Origin of the sequence: Romboutsia sp. 1001713B170207_170306_H8 (assembly GCF_015550495.1) — a bacterium.
Lineage (GTDB): Bacteria > Bacillota > Clostridia > Peptostreptococcales > Peptostreptococcaceae > Romboutsia_E.
Window position 1 is genome coordinate 703,338 of record NZ_JADNAX010000001.1, and the last position, 17,064, is coordinate 720,401.

Sequence of the window (17,064 nt, forward strand, 5' to 3'; positions counted from 1 at the left end):
AAATGTATATAAATTTGTAGAAGTATGTAACTATACAATGGATTATTAATATAATGTAGTAAAAATAATACTAGGAGGTATTATAAGTGCAAAATATTGATGTTAATAATTTAGTAAGTATAATTGTAATTAGTTATAATAATATACAATATTTAAAGCAAAATATTTATTCAATTCTAAAACAAGACTATTCACCGATTGAAATAATAATAAGTGATGATTGTTCAGATAAATTCGATGAAAAATTCAAGAAATCAGTTGAACTATATATACAAGAATATAAAAAAGATAATATTGTAAACTATATAGTAAATAAAAATGAAACCAATGAAGGTGGTGTAAGAAACTTAAATAAAGCAATAACGTTATCCAAAGGTAAATATATAATACCATTAGAATGTGATGATTGCTTTTATGATAGTAAATCAGTTGATAATATTGTCAATTTTTTTATGTATAATCCACAATATTTAATAGCTAAATCTTTTGAATATAGCTGTGATATAAACTTGAAGCCGATAAGTATAGAGAAAATACCTAAAGAGTATAAAGATTTATTAAATGGTGATCCTTTAAATTTATATTTACAATTATGTAAAGGAAATTTTATATCAGGATCACATCTTTACTATACTAGAGCGTTTATAAAAAAATTTGGAATGTATGATGAAGATTATAAGCAATTAGCAGATTATCCAAAGTTATTAAATATAACTAGAAAAGGATGTAGAATAGGAATTATAAAAGTAATAACAATATATAGAAGATGGGGTGGAGAATCAAGAGATATGACTGGATACAATCTAAATCAAGACCGAAAAGTACAAATAAAAAATGAGTTAGAAAAGGATGTAATGATTATGAGAGAAAAGGAGATTTTCCCTTATATTGATAAATTAAATAAAAATCATAATTAATAAGGTGATAAAATGAAGAAGTTTAAAAATCCAATATATGTAACAAAGTCCTTTCTCCCACCTATTGAAGAATATTATGAAAAATTAAAAATAATATGGAATAGTAGATGGTTAACAAATAATGGACCTATACACAATGAGTTAGAGTCAAAATTAAGAGAGTATTTAAAAGTAAAAAATAGTATATTATTTACAAATGGACATTTAGCATTATATAGTGCTTTAAATATATTAAATCTAAAAGGAGAAGTAATAACTACACCTTTTACATTTGCATCAACAACTCACGCAATAATAGAAAATAACTTAAAACCAGTATTTTGTGATATAAATATGGAGAACTTTACTATTGATACAAATAAAATTGAAGATTTAATCACAGAAAGAACATGTGCTATAGTACCTGTTCATGTATATGGATATCCATGTAATGTATATGAAATTGAAGAAATAGCTAAAAAATATAATTTAAAAGTAATATATGATGCAGCTCATGTTTTTGGAGTTGAATTAAATAATATAGGAATAGGTAACTTTGGGGATGTATCAATGTTCTCCATGCATGCTACTAAAGTTTACAATACTATAGAAGGTGGACTTTTAACATTTAATAATAAAGAATTAATAAGTAAACTAAATGATTATAAAAATTTTGGAATAGTAAACTCTGAAAAAGTTGAATCAATAGGTATTAATGCAAAGATGAGTGAATTTCAAGCAGCAATGGGATTAGTTAATTTAAATTATATTGAAAAAGAAATTGAAAAGAGAAAAAATATTTCAAATCTATATAGATCAAATCTAAAGGATATAGATGGTATTTATACAGTTCAAGACAAACCTGGTGTTAAGCATAATTATTCATATTTCCCAATATTAATAAATGAAGAAAAGTTAGGGATTAGTAGAGATTCTCTATATATAAAATTACAAGAGTATAATGTTTTTTGTAGAAAATATTTTTATCCATTGACAGTAGAATTTGATTGTTATAAAGGAAGATATGATACGAAAAATCTATCTAACGCATATTATGTATCAAACAATACATTAACATTACCTATATATGGAGATTTAGAAGAAGAAAGCATATTAAATATTATAGATATAATTAAGTATATTATAAGATGTAATTGAAGGGATTTATATGATTAATGATATAAGTAATATTTTTCTTAGAATTAAGAATAAAGATATGTTTAATAGCATTATGAAAAAAGTAAAAAATAAAAATCTTACTATAGACGGATTAAGATTTTATTTAAATAAGGTAGAGGAGTTGACTAATGAGGATATATCTATGTTAGAAGATTATTTTTTTAAAACTAATTATAGAGAAAATATAGTTTATGGAAATAAAGTAATAAGTATAATAATTCCAACTTATAATAAGGGACATATTATTGTAGAATCAATAGAAAGTATTTTAAGACAAAGCTATAAAAACTTTGAAATTATAATAATAGATGATTTTTCTACAGATAGAACAGAAGATATTATAAAAAATAAGTACAAGAATGAAAGTAGAATAAAATATTATAAAAATATTAAAAATATAGGATCAAGAAAAAGTCAAAAAAAAGGATATAATTTATCCAGAGGTGACTATGTTATATTTATGAATGATGATGATTTTTATATTGATAATGACTTTTTTACTAATTGCATAAATTTATATTCTAGACATAATAATATATCATTTATCGTTGGCGATATGATTGTATATTATGAAGGAAATATAAGTAATAATATAGAAATACGTGAATTAAATCTACCACCAGAAATAGACAAAAATAATTACTTTTTAGAAATTTCATCAGGTATAATAAAGAGAAAACCACCAACAACATTATCAGTTATGCATAATAGACGTAATTTAGAGTATGTAGAAGTAAATCATATGGATGGATTTGGAGATATAGATTTATATCAAAGAGCATTACTTGGAGGTAATGCTTTATCAATAAACAGTATAGTTGCAGTATTTAGAAGACATAAAAGAGCTAATAGTTACTCACTTAGAGTAGAAGAAATCATAGAAACACTAGATGCGATAAAATCCACAAAACAGTTATCTTGTCAAAAGTTTGGATATGATAAAGAATTTATGAATAATGTATTTGATAAAACCTTTAATTTATGTATAGATTGGTACAAAACTGTATCTACGCCTACAAATGAACAAATTGAAATAGTTAATAAATGGTTAAGAGAAAATAATATTTAGCTAATATACGACTCAATTAATTGGAGGATAAAAATGAATAGTTTCTTTTCACGAGAAGAATTGTACAAATTAGGTTTAAAAAATTTTGGAGATAATGTACTAATAAGTAAAAAAGCTAGCATTTATAATGCAGAAAACGTGTATATTGGAAACAATGTTAGGATTGATGATTTTTGTATTTTAAGTGGAAATATAAAGATAGGTAGTTATGTTCATATATCAGCATATGTTGGATTATTTGCAGGAGATGAAGGTATTGAAATAAATGATTTTGTATCAATATCATCTAGATGTGTAATATATGCTATTTCTGATGATTATTCTGGAAATGCAATGGCAAACCCAATGGTAGATGATAAATATAGAAATATATATGGAGGGAAAGTAATTTTAGAAAAGCACTCAATACTAGGAACAGGAACAACTGTTTTACCAAGTGTAAGAGTAAAAGTAGGAACAGCAATAGGTGCTTGTTCGCTAATAAAGAATGATTGTGATGAATGGTCTATATATGTAGGATGCCCTGCTGTAAAAATAAAAAATAGAAGTAAGAATATATTAGAATTAGAAAAGCAGATGCTTATAGATAAATTAAAAAGTATAGATTAATAAAGTTTAAATTATGTATATGATTAGGGTGAATAAATTGGAAAATTTTAAATTTATATATACAAAGATAGATGGATTATACGTAATAGAATCAAAGATTTTTCAAGATAAAAGAGGTTATTTTTTAGAATACTATAATAAAAAAGAATTTTATAATAATGGATTAACAATGAACTTTGTTCAAGACAACTAATCAAAATCAACTCAAAATGTACTAAGAGGACTTCACTTCCAAACTAAAAATCCACAAGGTAAACTTGTAAGAGTTATAAAGGGCACAGTTTATGATGTTGCAGTTGATTTAAGAATAGGATCACCAACATTCGGACAATATGAAATGGTTCTTCTATCAGAAGAAAATAAAAGACAGCTTTATATACCAGTAGGTTTTGCTCATGGATTTTTAGTAAAATCAAAAGAAGCTATATTCACATATAAATGTAGTGATTTTTATAATCCAGAACATGAAAGTGGAATTATATGGAATGATAAAAATATAAATATAGACTGGCCAATAGATAATGTAGATAATTTAATTATTTCAGAAAAAGACAAAAATTTAAAGACTCTGTATGAAGTAGATATACCTTTTAAATATGAAGGATAGTGGTAATATGAAAAATGTGCTGGTTACAGGAAGTCAAGGTCAGTTAGGATATGATCTTGTAAAAGAGTTATATAAAAGGGACTATATTCCAATTTGTCCAACAAAAGAAGAAATGGATATTACAGCAGACCGTCAAACTAAAGACTATATATTAAATAGTAACTGCGATGCAATTATTCATTGTGCTGCATATACTAACGTAGATAAAGCTGAAGAGGAAATTGATTTATGTATGAAGGTAAATGGAAGAGGAACTAAAAATATAGCGAAATGTGCTAATATTTTAAATATACCTATGATATATATAAGCACAGATTATGTATTTGATGGAAATAAACAAAGTCCATATAATGAAGATGATAATATAAATCCAATAAATATATATGGAAAGAGCAAATATATAGGAGAGCAATATGTAAGAACTTTATTAGAAAAATATTTTATAGTAAGAATATCATGGGTATTTGGAATAAATGGTAAAAACTTTATAAAGACGATGTTAGACCTATCTAATAATAAAGAAATAATAAGTGTAATAAACGATCAAATAGGATCACCAACATATACAAAAGATATATCAAAATTATTAGTAGATATGCTTGAAAGTAAAAAATATGGAACATATCATGCTACGAATGAAGGTTATTGCACATGGTATGAACTTGCAAAAATAATATTCGAAATAGCTAATAAAGATATAAACTTAATACCAATAACTACGAATGAATATAAGTCAAAAGCAATAAGACCACTAAATAGTAGATTAAATAAAGATAAATTAAAAGATAATAATTTTCACTTACTTCCAGATTGGAAAGTTGCAGTTGAAGAATATATAAAAGAAATAAATAATTCTTAAGACATAAAAGTATGTAAATGATGAGGTTGATATTAAATGAAAGGTATAATACTTGCAGGAGGTCTTGGAACCAGACTATATCCACTGACAAAATCAATATCAAAACAAATTTTACCTGTATATGACAAACCAATGATATATTATCCATTATCAGTATTAATGTTGGCTGGAATAAAAGAAATTCTTATAATATCTACACCTAGGGATCTACCTATGTATGAAGATTTACTACAAGATGGAAGTCAGTTAGGAATTAAATTAAGCTATGAGATTCAAAATAAACCAAAGGGCTTAGCACAAGCATTTATATTAGGAGAAGAATTTATAGGCAACGATAGTGTATCATTAATACTAGGAGATAATATATTTTATGGATTTGATTTTATAAATAAGATAGAAAAAGCATCTCATTTAAGAGATGGTGCTCTAATATTTGGATATGAAGTAGACAGCCCACGTGAATTTGGAGTTGTAGAGTTTGATGAGAATTATAGAGTAGTATCTATAGAAGAAAAGCCTAAAAATCCAAAATCAAATTATATTGTTCCTGGATTATATTTTTATGATAATAATGTTATAGAAATAGCTAAAAATATAAATCCATCAGAAAGAGGAGAATTAGAAATAACATCTATAAATAATGAATATTTAGCTAAAGGAAAACTTAGTGTAGAATTATTATCTAAGGATACTATATGGCTAGATACAGGAAATTATAATGCACTAAGAAAAGCATCAAATCTTGTTTATAAAATGCAAACTGAAAAAAATATAAATATAGGATGTATAGAAGGAGTAGCATACAATAAAGGATATATAAATGGAGATAAACTCATTAAATTAGCTGAGTCATATAAAAAAACATCTTACTATAATCAATTACTTAAGTTAATTAGCAATAAATAAAGGAGAATTTTAACTATGAAAACAATTTTAGTTACTGGAGGAGCAGGTTTTATAGGAACAAATTTTATATATTATATGATGAATAAGTATAAAGACTACAAAATAATTAATTTAGATAAATTAACATATGCATCTAATATAAGTAATTTAAAAAAACTAGAAAATAATAAAAGCTATAAATTTATAAAAGAAGATATTTGTAATAAGGAATTTATATTTTATTTATTCGAAAATGAAAATATTGATATAGTAGTTAATTTTGCAGCAGAGTCGCATGTTGATAATTCAATATCAAATCCAATGATATTTACACAAACGAATATATTAGGAACACAAGTATTACTAGAAGCATGTAGGAAATATAATATAAAAAAGTTTCATCAAGTGTCAACAGATGAAGTATATGGAGATTTACCAATAGACAGAAAAGATTTATTATTCAATGAAAATTCAAAAATAAATCCAAGCTCACCGTACTCAGCATCAAAAGCATCTGCAGATTTATTAGTTAAGTCATACTATAGAACTTATAATCTGCCTATAACAATTTCTAGATGTTCAAATAATTACGGAGAGTTTCAGCATCAAGAAAAACTTATACCTTTGATAATAAGTAAAGCTATAAATAATGAGAGTCTACCGGTTTATGGAAATGGAATGAATGTTAGAGATTGGATACATGTAAAAGATCATTGTGAAGCTATTGATATAATAATCCATAAAGGCAAACTTGGGGAAATATATAATGTGGGATCTAATAATGAAAAAAGCAATATAGAAATTGTTAAAATGATATTAAAAGAGTTAAATAAGCCTGACTCACTTATTAAATATGTAAAAGATAGACCAGGTCATGATCTAAGATATGCAATAGATTCATCTAAGATACAAAGAGAATTAGGATGGAAGCCCAAATATAGTTTTGAAGAAGGAATAAAAAATACTATTAGTTACTATATTAACATATTTTAAAATGATAAGAAAAATAAAGTCTAATGTAGTATGAATAAAAGAGGATTATGTAATGCATGATTCTCTTTTATTTGTACTACATTGATAATATATACATTATAATATATTTATACAAAATAAAATTTTGAAGGGAGCAAGAGATGATTGAAGTAAGTAATTTATGTAAATCATTTACTAGAGTAGTAAAAGATGAGTCAAATAAAAAAGTAAAATTAAAAACCAAAAAAGAAGAATTTTTAGCTGTAAATAATGTATCTTTTACAGCTGGAAAAGGAGAAATAATAGGAATATTAGGTCCTAATGGAGCTGGTAAAACAACATTGCTAAGAATGTTAGGTGGAATATTAACACCAACATCAGGTAGTATAAAAGTGGCAGGGTACGATTACTTAAAAGATAAGAATTTAGCAAAAAAAGAAATAGGGTATATATCCGGTAATACAAAGTTATATAATAGATTATCTCCAAGAGAACTACTCACTACCTTTGGAAGCTTATATGATATGGAAGAATATGAAATAGAAAAATCAATTGACCATATAGTAGAAGTGATGGATATGAAGAACTTTATAGACAATCGTATCGAAAATTTATCAACAGGGCAAAATCAAAGAACTTCTATTGCAAGATGTCTAATTCATTCACCAAAAATTTATATATTTGATGAACCAACATTAGGATTAGATGTAATAAGTAGTAAGTCTATAATAGATTTTATGAAAAATGAAAGGGATAATGGAAAAACTGTATTATATTCAACTCACTATATGGAAGAAGCAGAAACATTATGTGATAAAATTTATATGATTCACAAAGGAGAAATAATAGCAAATGGAAGTTGTGAAGAATTAAAACGTGAATACAATACACAAAGTTTAAGAGATATATTTATAAATATTGCTAGTAAAAGGGGGAATCTAATTGAGGACTAAAATGGTTAAATCTATATTTAAGAAAGAAATGATAGACATTCTTAGAGATAAAAAAACTTTATTTATGGGAATTGTACTTCCATTAATTCTATACCCTGTAATTATGATAATAATGACACAGATAATGAGTGCATCAATGAGTAGTATGGAAAAAGATGATATAAATATAGCTTTTGAAAAAACTCCAAATCAAGAACTAATAAAGTTGATGGATGAAGAGAAAAATGATAAAAATGGAAATATAAATCTAATAGAGACTAATAATTATAAAAAAGAATTAGAGGATGGAAATATAGATGCTTATATAATTACTAATATAAATAATAATATAGAAGAATATGAAATTTACCTAAATTCATCGAAGGAAAAATCTGGTACAGTAATTAATAAATTAGAAAATATATTTGAAAAATATAAAACTAATATTGTAGAGACAAAGCTTATTGAAATTGGATTAAGCCCTAATGAAGTACTAGAACCAGTAGTAATAGAAACTATAGATGTGGCAAAAACAGAAGAAATAGCAGGGTCATTACTTGGTCAAATTATACCAGTTATTTTAATAATAGGAGTTCTTTTAGGAGCAATTTATCCAGCAATAGATTCTATGGCAGGAGAAAAAGAGAGAGGTACTTTAGAAACGCTATTTACATTACCTATAACGAACTTAGAATTGGTAATGGGGAAATATATGGCAGTATCTTTTTGTACAATAGTGACTGCATTATTAAATGTATTATCCATACTTTTGACACTAGGATTTTTATTTGTAAGTGGAGGTGTAGTAGAAGGAATATCTTTAAGTAGTTTTAATATAGGAGAATTAATTTTTCCTCTAATAATAACATTATTATGTATATGCTTATTTGCAATGGTTATATCTGCTGTAAGTATGTGTGTATGTTCTTTAGCTAAAAGCTTTAAAGATGCTCAAAACTATATAACACCAGTTATGTTTTTAGTGCTTATACCATCATATGCTTCAATGATACCAACTATCAAACTTGATACTTTTACATCTATAATACCAGTGGTTAATATATCTTTACTTATAAAAAGTGTATTAGGATTCAACTCAGAGATTAATTTAGTAGCGATGGTATTTATATCTAATTTTACTTTTGTAATTTTAGCTGTTATTTTATTGTCTAAGATGTTTAACTCAGAAGAAATACTATTTGGGAGTAGTAGAAGTTTTTCATTCTTAGAAAAGCGCTCAAATATTAAAAAGGGAACTGTGCCAAGTATGAGTGATGGTATAATATTATATGCTTTTGGATTAGTTTTACTTATATATGTAGGCAGTTTAGTACAAATGAAGTTTGGAATGGCAGGAATTGCTATGACTCAAGTAATGATAATAGGTATTCCTTTATTATTTGCTTATTATATAAAATCAGACTTTAAAAAAGTATTTAGTTTAAATATACCAAGCATAAAACAAGTATTTGGAGCAATAAGTCTATGGATAGGTACATATGTTGGGGTTATGTTAATAAGTCAAATACTTATAATGTTATTCCCTAAAAGTATGGAAGTAGTAGATGGACTAAATGATGCATTATTTATGAAGGATAATTTTATATTAAATTTACTTATAGTAGCATGTATGCCAGCTATTTGTGAAGAAATATTTTTTAGAGGGTTCTTACTAAGTTCATTTAAAGATAATAAAAAAACTTGTACTGGAGCAGTAATATTAACAGGTGTGTTATTTGGATTTATGCATATGGATTTTATAAGAATGATACCAACAGGAATTCTTGGAATATCTTTTGCTTATGCAGTATGTAAAACTAATTCTATATTTGTAAGTATGCTTATGCACTTTTTAAATAATGGATTATCAGTAGTAGTAAGTCATTTTTTATCTAATATAGAACATGTAGAAACTAGTACTAATGTTTCAAGTAGTTTAAGTATATTTCAGTGTTTAGTATACATCTCAATTAGTATCTTATTTATAGGTATAGCAGTGAAATTGTTAAAAAATAAGAATAAAAATAAAGAAATGTGTCGCAATTAATCGGCTTTTGAATAGTATATATTAAGAGAGATAATTCTCTAATATAATATTAAAAAGGTGGTTAGTGATATTTATGAAAAATAAAACTAGAAAAATGTCTTGTGGATGTAAATCAAATGTGAATAAATCTTGCGGGTGTAATTCTTGCAATACATCTAATGTAGTGAATCCTTCAAGCAATATGTCTAACTGTAATGAATATAAACAACTAGCTAACGAAAAATGTCAACAAGCTGAATGTATAAATAACAAAGCTAATAGAATAGCTCAACAAGCTTTGGCTGCTGAACAAAAAGCTGAATGCTTAAAACAACAAGCTATAGAAGAATGTAAAAGAGCTAATGAACTTTGGGCTCAATATGACCAATTAGCAGATCAAGGTATATGTTTAATGCAACAAGCACAAGCTTGCTTAGCTAAAAGTGTAGAGTGCTATGAAGACTTATATGAAGATGTAGAAGGTTGCAACTTAGCTGATTATGGATATAATTCTTCACATGTATCTAATAATTCATGCGGATGCAATAAAAATTGTGGATGTGGATGCTAGAAGAAATGGTATATCTCAATATTGAGATATACCATTTTTTTATTAAAATATATTGCAAATAAATTTGAATTATTATATTATTGTATTAATTGAATAATACAATTGAGGTGATTAAATGAATTGGCAAATTGATAATAATAAACCAATATATATACAATTATTAGAACAGATAAAATATAAAATTGTATCAGGTGAGATACCTATAGGTTCTAAGTTAGATTCAGTAAGAGTACTAGCTCAAGATGCACAGGTAAATCCTAATACTATGCAAAAAGCTTTATCAGAATTAGAAAGAGATGGACTTGTGTACTCTAAAAGAACTAGTGGAAGATTTGTAACAGATGATAAAGATAAAATTAACAATATGAGAGATGAAATAGCTAGAGCACAAATTAATTATCTAAAACAAACTTTACAAAGTTTAGGATATGATATGAGTGAAATAAAAGAAATTATAAGTAATAATTTGTAGGAGGAATAGATAATGGATAGTGTAGTAAGATTCAATAATGTAAGTAAAAGTTATGGTAAAAAACAAGTTTTACAAAATATAAGCTTAGAAATACCAAGAGGTAAAATTATAGGATTATTAGGTCCTAATGGAAATGGTAAAAGTACAATGATTAAGCTAATTAATGGATTATTAACTCCTAATGAAGGTGAAGTACTTATAAATGGACAAAAACCATCTAAAGAAATTAAAAATAAAGTTTCCTATTTACCAGAAAGAACGTATTTAAATGATTGGATGAAAGTAAAAGATATAATAAAATTTTTTAAGGACTTTTATGAAGACTTTGATGAAATTAAAGCAAATTCTATGTTAAAAGATCTTTCAATAGATATAAATGAAAAACTGAAAAATATGTCAAAGGGAACTAAAGAAAAAGTTCAACTTATATTAGTTATGTCAAGAAAAGCAGATATTTACATATTAGATGAGCCAATAGGAGGGGTAGATCCAGCGGCTAGAAGTTATATATTAAATACTATATTAACTAATTTTGATGAAAATAGTACATTATTAATAGCCACTCATTTAATTAGTGAGATAGAAAATATATGTGACGAGGTAATATTTATATCAGATGGAAGTATAGTTCTTCAAGGAGATGTTGAAGAGATAAGAAGTGAAAAAGGTAAATCTATAGATGCTTTATTTAGGGAGGTATTTAGATGTTAGGTAAATTAATAAAATATGAGCTAAAGGCTTGTGGCAGAACTTTTTTTCCATTATACTGTGCTATTATATTTATGTCATTAATAGTTGGATTTAGTATGAATATGGAAGTTTTTCAAATTCAAGGAATATCAATGATAGTATTATTTGGATTATTTGTAGCTCTTGTAGTGTTGACTATAATGATTACAATACAAAGATTTAGAAAAAATCTATTAGATGATGAGGGATATTTAATGTTTACTCTTCCTGTATCATCAAGAGAATTAGTTTTATCAAAATATATTGTATCATTACTATATGCAATATTAAGTGGGATAGTATCAATACTTTCATTTACTATAATGGGATTTATTATAAGTAAAATAAGTATTTTAGAATTAATATCAGTATTATCTGAAGTATTTTCACAAATTCATCCTATATCAAATATGATTTTAGTAACACTATTGTTTATGATAGTATCATACTCAGTATTTATTTTAACATTGTACTTATCAGTATCTATGGGGCAATTACCAATATTTAATAAACATAGAAACTTAGTAGCATTTATTAGTTTCTTTGTTATAAATATATTATCAAGTAAAATATATGAGTTAATAAGTAGTATTTTTATAAATACAATAGATGAAACTAGATTAGATATACCTATAAATAGTTCAAATGATTTTATGATTAATTTATCAGAAATGAGTAAAGTTTTTTCTTCATATTTTATATATGATATAGTTATATATATCCTTTTAGGAATTATTATTTTATTTGGAATAACTTATATATTAGATAAAAAGCTTAATTTAGAGTAAGTTAATTATGGAATGTATGGAGTAAATTTGCAAAATACATTCTTTTTTATTGTAATTTAAAGGCAAATTGTAAAAAGGAGAATCATTTTAGGTAAAATGCCATATTATTAATATTAAGGAGGTGTTAATTTGGATTATAGGTATTTATTTGAAGGAATAGAAGAGAAGATACAACTTAAAGATGGAAGATATGTAACACCTATAAATTTCGATAATGGTGCGACTACACCACCTCTAAAAAGTGTTATGAAAATAATTGAAGATAATATAAAGAATTATGGACCAATAGCTAGAGGTGTTGGATTTAAAGGTGATTATTGCACAGAGATATTTAATAACACAAGAAAAAGTATATTAAAATTTTTCAATCTACAAGACACTAACACACATACAATAATATATACGAAATCAGATACAGAATCATTAAATATTTTAGCTAATGAACTTATACAAAATAGAGATGATATGATTTTATCTACTAGAATGGAACATCATGCTAATGATTTACCTTTTAGAAAAGTTGGTAAAGTTGTTTATGCTGAAGTTGATGAGTTAGGAAGAGTTAAAATTGAAGATATAGAAAATCAATTAATAAAAGCTAATGGTAAAATAAAAATAGTGACTATCACAGGTGCATCAAATGTAACAGGATATATAAATCCTATACATGAAGTAGCGAAAATTGCTCATAAATATGGTGCAATTATAGTAGTAGATGCAGCTCAATTAATAGCTCATAAGAGTGTAGATATGAAGGGAAAATCAAAGGGTGAGGAAATAGATTTCTTAACATTTTCTGCTCATAAAGCATATGCACCATTTGGATCTGGAGCAATAGTTGGACTTAAAGAGTATTTGAAAGATTCAGAACCGATATTAGTAGGTGGTGGATGTGTAAAAGGTGTATTTGATAAATCTGTAGTTTGGTCACCTTTACCATCTAGGTATGAAGCAGGAACTCAAAACTTTTTTGGTGTAATAAGTATGGCAAAGGCATTGGAAGAGTTAAAGGAGATTGATTTAGACAAAATACAGTTACATGAAAAAGATATAAAAGAATACATTATAAATGGATTAAATAAAATACCTAATATTATTATATATGGAGATACAAATTATATTGATGATAGACTAGGTGTTATTACTTTTAATATAAAAGATAAATGTTGTTATGATATTGGACCTGTTATAGCTGATGAAACTGGAATATCTTTAAGAGTTGGTAAATTTTGTGCCCATCCATATGTACATCGATTATTAGGTGTAAGTGATGCAGATGCGTATAGTGACGTATTTGCGGGAGAAGATAGTTTAGGAATGATAAGAATTAGCTTAGGCTTATATAATACAATAAATGAAGCCAATGTATTACTAAATAAGTTAGAAGATATATCTAAAAGATTTAATTAAATTTAAATAATAAAAGATATAGATATGCTTATTAAAATAAGCATATCTATATCTTTTATTATTTAAATCTACGATTTTTTTTAGATGAATTAGAATAAAATGGAACCTTCGTCTTAGTATTAGAATTATTTTTACTATTAACTTTAGGTTTATCAATTTTTCTTTTAATATCATCTCTAACTTCTTTTCCAGATAATGTATCCATAACAGCTCTTTTTACAGTTTTAGCATCTCCAGATTTGTTTATAAATCCATTAGAAGTTTTTGTTGCAATTGCTAGGTCATAGTAATCAACACCTTTTATTTCATCTTTAAAGTTAATATAAAAGCTGTAGTTTCCACACTTACTATGTATCATTAGAGTTTCTTCATCAAGGCCTATTTTAGAAAATAGACTTAAATCATCAAATTGTAAAAATTCCATAAAATCACCTTTTTCTTAAATTAAAATATGAACATATCATATTTTATACTATAATATACAATTTATAAATAAAAATATGAAAAATAAAAATATATGTATTATTATACAAAATTTAAGTTTTTACTTAAGAGGACAAGCTACTTTTAATATAAAAAATAATAATATGTAATATAGATATAAAAATTAATTTATGTTTGTATAATAATAAATTCAATATTATAAAGATATATTAATTTAAAAGGAGAGATATTATGAGGTTTGGAGACAGAATTTTATATGATGATGGTGAAACTTATAAAGAAATAGGAGTTTTTATACAAGATATAAACTCAAAAGAAGCTATAGTTAAATTTGATAATTCTAAAGAAAAGAGCATAGTTCAGAAAAAATACGTAACATTTATTAGAGATATGAAAGAGATGGATTTGGTTCAAGCAATAACGGTTGCTGATTATATATCAAAAGAAAAATATGATGGGCATTATACATTATTAGCATTTACTAGTGAGTGTAGATTTTGCTTTGGTACTTTAGATAAGATAAGTTATAATACAACTAGTTTAATGGCTAAAGGTAAAACTATAGAAGAAGCTATTGCAAATGCAATAAAAAATAATATAGATTCAGATAGTATATCAAATAAAGAAGATAGGATGTACAAATGATTTATAAAAACGAGCATATGATAATATATAAATAATTGTATATTATCATATGCTCTTTAGCATTTTTATTATTTTTTTATATCTAGTATACTTTGGTTATCATCTATTATTTGAGTTTCAGAAGATTCATTTTCTGATAAATTCTCACTATTTAATATTTTCATAAATTCAGATCCTGTAATGGTCTCTTTTTCAAGTAAATACTCAGATAATTCATGTAACTTATCTATATTTTCTCTTAATATCTTACTAGCTTTCTCATGAGCTTCTTTTATAATACTCAATACTTCTTGGTCCACTTTTGTAGCAGTTTCAGGAGAACAAGTAAGAGAAGCATCGCCACCTAAGTATGGATTATTAACTGTTTCTAAGGCAACCATACCAAATTTATCACTCATACCAAATCTAGTTACCATAGCACGAGCAATTTTAGTTGCTTGTTCTATATCATTTGATGCACCAGATGTAGATATATTGAAAATAATTTCTTCTGCAGCACGTCCACCGGTGAATGTAGTTATTTTATTAAATGCTTCTTCTTTAGACATTAGAACACTTTCTGATTCTGAAACCTGCATTGTATATCCTAATGCACCAGATGTACGAGGTATAATAGTTATTTTATGAACTGGATCACTATTAGTTTGAATAGCAGCAACAAGAGCATGCCCAATTTCGTGATAAGCGATTATTTTCTTTTCTTTATCAGAAATAACGGCACCTTTACGCTGATACCCAGCTATAACAACTTCTACAGCTTCTTCTAAATCTTTTTGAGACACTAAGTTTCTATTATCTTTAACAGCAGCAATAGCAGCTTCATTAACTATATTAGCAAGTTCAGCACCAGATGCACCAGAAGTTGCTCTTGCTATTACATTATAATCTATGTTAGATTCAGTTTTTATATTTTTAGCATGTACCTTAAGTATAGATTCACGACCTGCTAAGTCAGGCATTTCAACTGGTATACGTCTATCAAAGCGTCCTGGTCTAAGTAGCGCTTTGTCTAAGCTTTCGGGTCTATTTGTAGCAGCAAGGATTACTACACCAAGCCCTCCATCAAATCCATCCATTTCTGTAAGTAACTGATTTAGGGTTTGCTCACGTTCGTCATTTCCACCCACTCCATTACCACTATCACGTTTTTTACCTATAGTATCAATTTCATCTATAAAAACTATACAAGGTGCTTTTTCTTGAGCTTGCTTAAATAAATCTCTAACTCTAGCAGCCCCCATACCAACAAACATTTCTACGAATTCAGATCCAGAAATAGAGAAAAATGGAACACTTGCTTCACCAGCAACTGCTTTAGCAAGCAAAGTTTTACCTGTACCTGGAGGGCCAACAAGTAAAGCTCCTTTTGGCATTTTTGCTCCTATTTGTTTATATTTATCTGGATTGTTTAAGAAATCTACGATTTCAGTAAGAGCTTCTTTTGCTTCATCTTGTCCTGCAACGTCTTTAAAGGTTTTACCAGTTTGTGCTTCTACATAAACTTTAGCATTACTTTTTCCAAATTGCATTGCTCCAGGACCACCCATTCGCTTAGCTAACATCCTTGAGAACATTTGACCTAATAAGGCAAATATTAATATTGGACTTATCCAAGTTAGTAAAAAATTAACTATAGGAGAATTTTCCTGAGGTATAACCTTTGAGAATGTTACTCCTGCTTTTTCAAGTCTATTAACTAAATCAGGGTCATCCATTTTACCAGTTATATATACCTTCTTATCATTAGAATTAGATGAAGTAAATACAATTTCATTACTTTGGACTTCAACATCTTTAATTTCTTTATTTTCTAACATTGATATAAATTTGCCATAATCTACTTCTTCTGTACTTAATGACTTCATACTTGGAAATAAAAACGCATTCAGCAACATTACTATTATTAGCGTCGATAAATAATAGTATATTAGAGGTTTTCTAGGTTTTTTATTTTCATCCATATTTTATAAT

The 17,064-nt window shown here is 26.2% G+C and carries 17 protein-coding genes and 1 pseudogene; 16 read left to right on the plus strand and 2 right to left on the minus strand.

Going from position 1 to position 17,064, the window contains the following annotated elements; all coding sequences use genetic code 11:
- Window positions 1–86: 86 nt before the first annotated feature.
- The 15 genes and pseudogenes from I2A66_RS03340 (at window position 87) to I2A66_RS03410 (ending at window position 14,004) form a co-directional block, all read left to right on the plus strand.
- Window positions 87–917 carry a glycosyltransferase gene (locus tag I2A66_RS03340; RefSeq protein WP_195250954.1) on the plus strand — a complete coding sequence of 277 codons (831 nt, stop codon included), beginning with the start codon at window positions 87–89 and terminating at the stop codon, window positions 915–917.
- A 12-nt stretch (window positions 918–929) separates the two neighbouring features.
- Complete coding sequence (locus I2A66_RS03345; RefSeq protein WP_195250956.1) at window positions 930–2,054, plus strand: DegT/DnrJ/EryC1/StrS family aminotransferase; 1,125 nt, start codon at window positions 930–932, stop codon at window positions 2,052–2,054.
- Window positions 2,055–2,064: 10 nt separating this feature from the next.
- The gene (locus tag I2A66_RS03350) at window positions 2,065–3,144 is read left to right on the plus strand and encodes a glycosyltransferase family 2 protein (RefSeq protein WP_122640017.1); all 1,080 of its coding nucleotides are present in this window, start codon (window positions 2,065–2,067) and stop codon (window positions 3,142–3,144) included.
- A gap of 33 nt (window positions 3,145–3,177) precedes the next feature.
- On the plus strand, window positions 3,178–3,753 hold the full coding sequence (locus I2A66_RS03355) for an acyltransferase (protein ID WP_122640016.1): 576 nt from the start codon (window positions 3,178–3,180) through the stop codon (window positions 3,751–3,753).
- A 19-nt stretch (window positions 3,754–3,772) separates the two neighbouring features.
- A pseudogene (gene rfbC, locus I2A66_RS03360) lies at window positions 3,773–4,360 on the plus strand (dTDP-4-dehydrorhamnose 3,5-epimerase).
- 7 nt (window positions 4,361–4,367) lie between these two features.
- A complete protein-coding gene (gene rfbD, locus I2A66_RS03365; protein ID WP_122640015.1) occupies window positions 4,368–5,219 on the plus strand; it encodes a dTDP-4-dehydrorhamnose reductase in 852 nt (283 codons plus the stop codon).
- A 36-nt stretch (window positions 5,220–5,255) separates the two neighbouring features.
- Window positions 5,256–6,125, plus strand: coding sequence for a glucose-1-phosphate thymidylyltransferase RfbA (gene rfbA / locus I2A66_RS03370; RefSeq protein WP_195250960.1), 870 nt, complete (start codon window positions 5,256–5,258; stop codon window positions 6,123–6,125).
- Between the two features lie 15 nt (window positions 6,126–6,140).
- Window positions 6,141–7,097 carry a dTDP-glucose 4,6-dehydratase gene (gene rfbB / locus I2A66_RS03375; RefSeq protein ID WP_122640013.1) on the plus strand — a complete coding sequence of 319 codons (957 nt, stop codon included), beginning with the start codon at window positions 6,141–6,143 and terminating at the stop codon, window positions 7,095–7,097.
- Window positions 7,098–7,237: 140 nt separating this feature from the next.
- Window positions 7,238–8,029: an ABC transporter ATP-binding protein gene (locus I2A66_RS03380; RefSeq protein WP_122640012.1), complete on the plus strand. Its 792-nt coding sequence runs from the start codon at window positions 7,238–7,240 to the stop codon at window positions 8,027–8,029.
- A complete protein-coding gene (locus I2A66_RS03385) occupies window positions 8,019–10,055 on the plus strand; it encodes an ABC transporter permease subunit/CPBP intramembrane protease (protein ID WP_195250962.1) in 2,037 nt (678 codons plus the stop codon). Before I2A66_RS03380 ends, I2A66_RS03385 begins: the two co-directional genes overlap by 11 nt.
- Before the next feature lie 73 nt (window positions 10,056–10,128).
- Window positions 10,129–10,605, plus strand: a complete 477-nt coding sequence (locus tag I2A66_RS03390) for a hypothetical protein (RefSeq protein WP_122640010.1) — start codon at window positions 10,129–10,131, stop codon at window positions 10,603–10,605.
- Between the two features lie 115 nt (window positions 10,606–10,720).
- Window positions 10,721–11,077 carry a GntR family transcriptional regulator gene (locus I2A66_RS03395; RefSeq protein ID WP_122640009.1) on the plus strand — a complete coding sequence of 119 codons (357 nt, stop codon included), beginning with the start codon at window positions 10,721–10,723 and terminating at the stop codon, window positions 11,075–11,077.
- Between the two features lie 12 nt (window positions 11,078–11,089).
- Window positions 11,090–11,788 (plus strand): ABC transporter ATP-binding protein, encoded by a 699-nt coding sequence (locus I2A66_RS03400; RefSeq protein WP_122640008.1) that lies wholly within the window; start codon window positions 11,090–11,092, stop codon window positions 11,786–11,788.
- Window positions 11,782–12,594 (plus strand): ABC transporter permease, encoded by an 813-nt coding sequence (locus tag I2A66_RS03405; protein WP_122640007.1) that lies wholly within the window; start codon window positions 11,782–11,784, stop codon window positions 12,592–12,594. Before I2A66_RS03400 ends, I2A66_RS03405 begins: the two co-directional genes overlap by 7 nt.
- Before the next feature lie 129 nt (window positions 12,595–12,723).
- Window positions 12,724–14,004 (plus strand): aminotransferase class V-fold PLP-dependent enzyme, encoded by a 1,281-nt coding sequence (locus I2A66_RS03410; RefSeq protein WP_122640006.1) that lies wholly within the window; start codon window positions 12,724–12,726, stop codon window positions 14,002–14,004.
- A gap of 58 nt (window positions 14,005–14,062) precedes the next feature.
- Here I2A66_RS03410 and I2A66_RS03415 read toward each other — a convergent pair whose 3' ends face one another.
- On the minus strand, window positions 14,063–14,428 hold the full coding sequence (locus tag I2A66_RS03415; protein ID WP_122640005.1) for a hypothetical protein: 366 nt from the start codon (window positions 14,426–14,428) through the stop codon (window positions 14,063–14,065).
- A 251-nt stretch (window positions 14,429–14,679) separates the two neighbouring features.
- On the opposite strand from I2A66_RS03415, the gene I2A66_RS03420 reads away from it, so the two are divergent.
- The gene (locus I2A66_RS03420; protein WP_122640004.1) at window positions 14,680–15,093 is read left to right on the plus strand and encodes a hypothetical protein; all 414 of its coding nucleotides are present in this window, start codon (window positions 14,680–14,682) and stop codon (window positions 15,091–15,093) included.
- A gap of 68 nt (window positions 15,094–15,161) precedes the next feature.
- On the opposite strand, the gene ftsH is transcribed toward I2A66_RS03420, so the two are convergent.
- On the minus strand, window positions 15,162–17,054 hold the full coding sequence (gene ftsH, locus I2A66_RS03425; protein WP_195250963.1) for an ATP-dependent zinc metalloprotease FtsH: 1,893 nt from the start codon (window positions 17,052–17,054) through the stop codon (window positions 15,162–15,164).
- Window positions 17,055–17,064 lie beyond the last annotated feature (10 nt).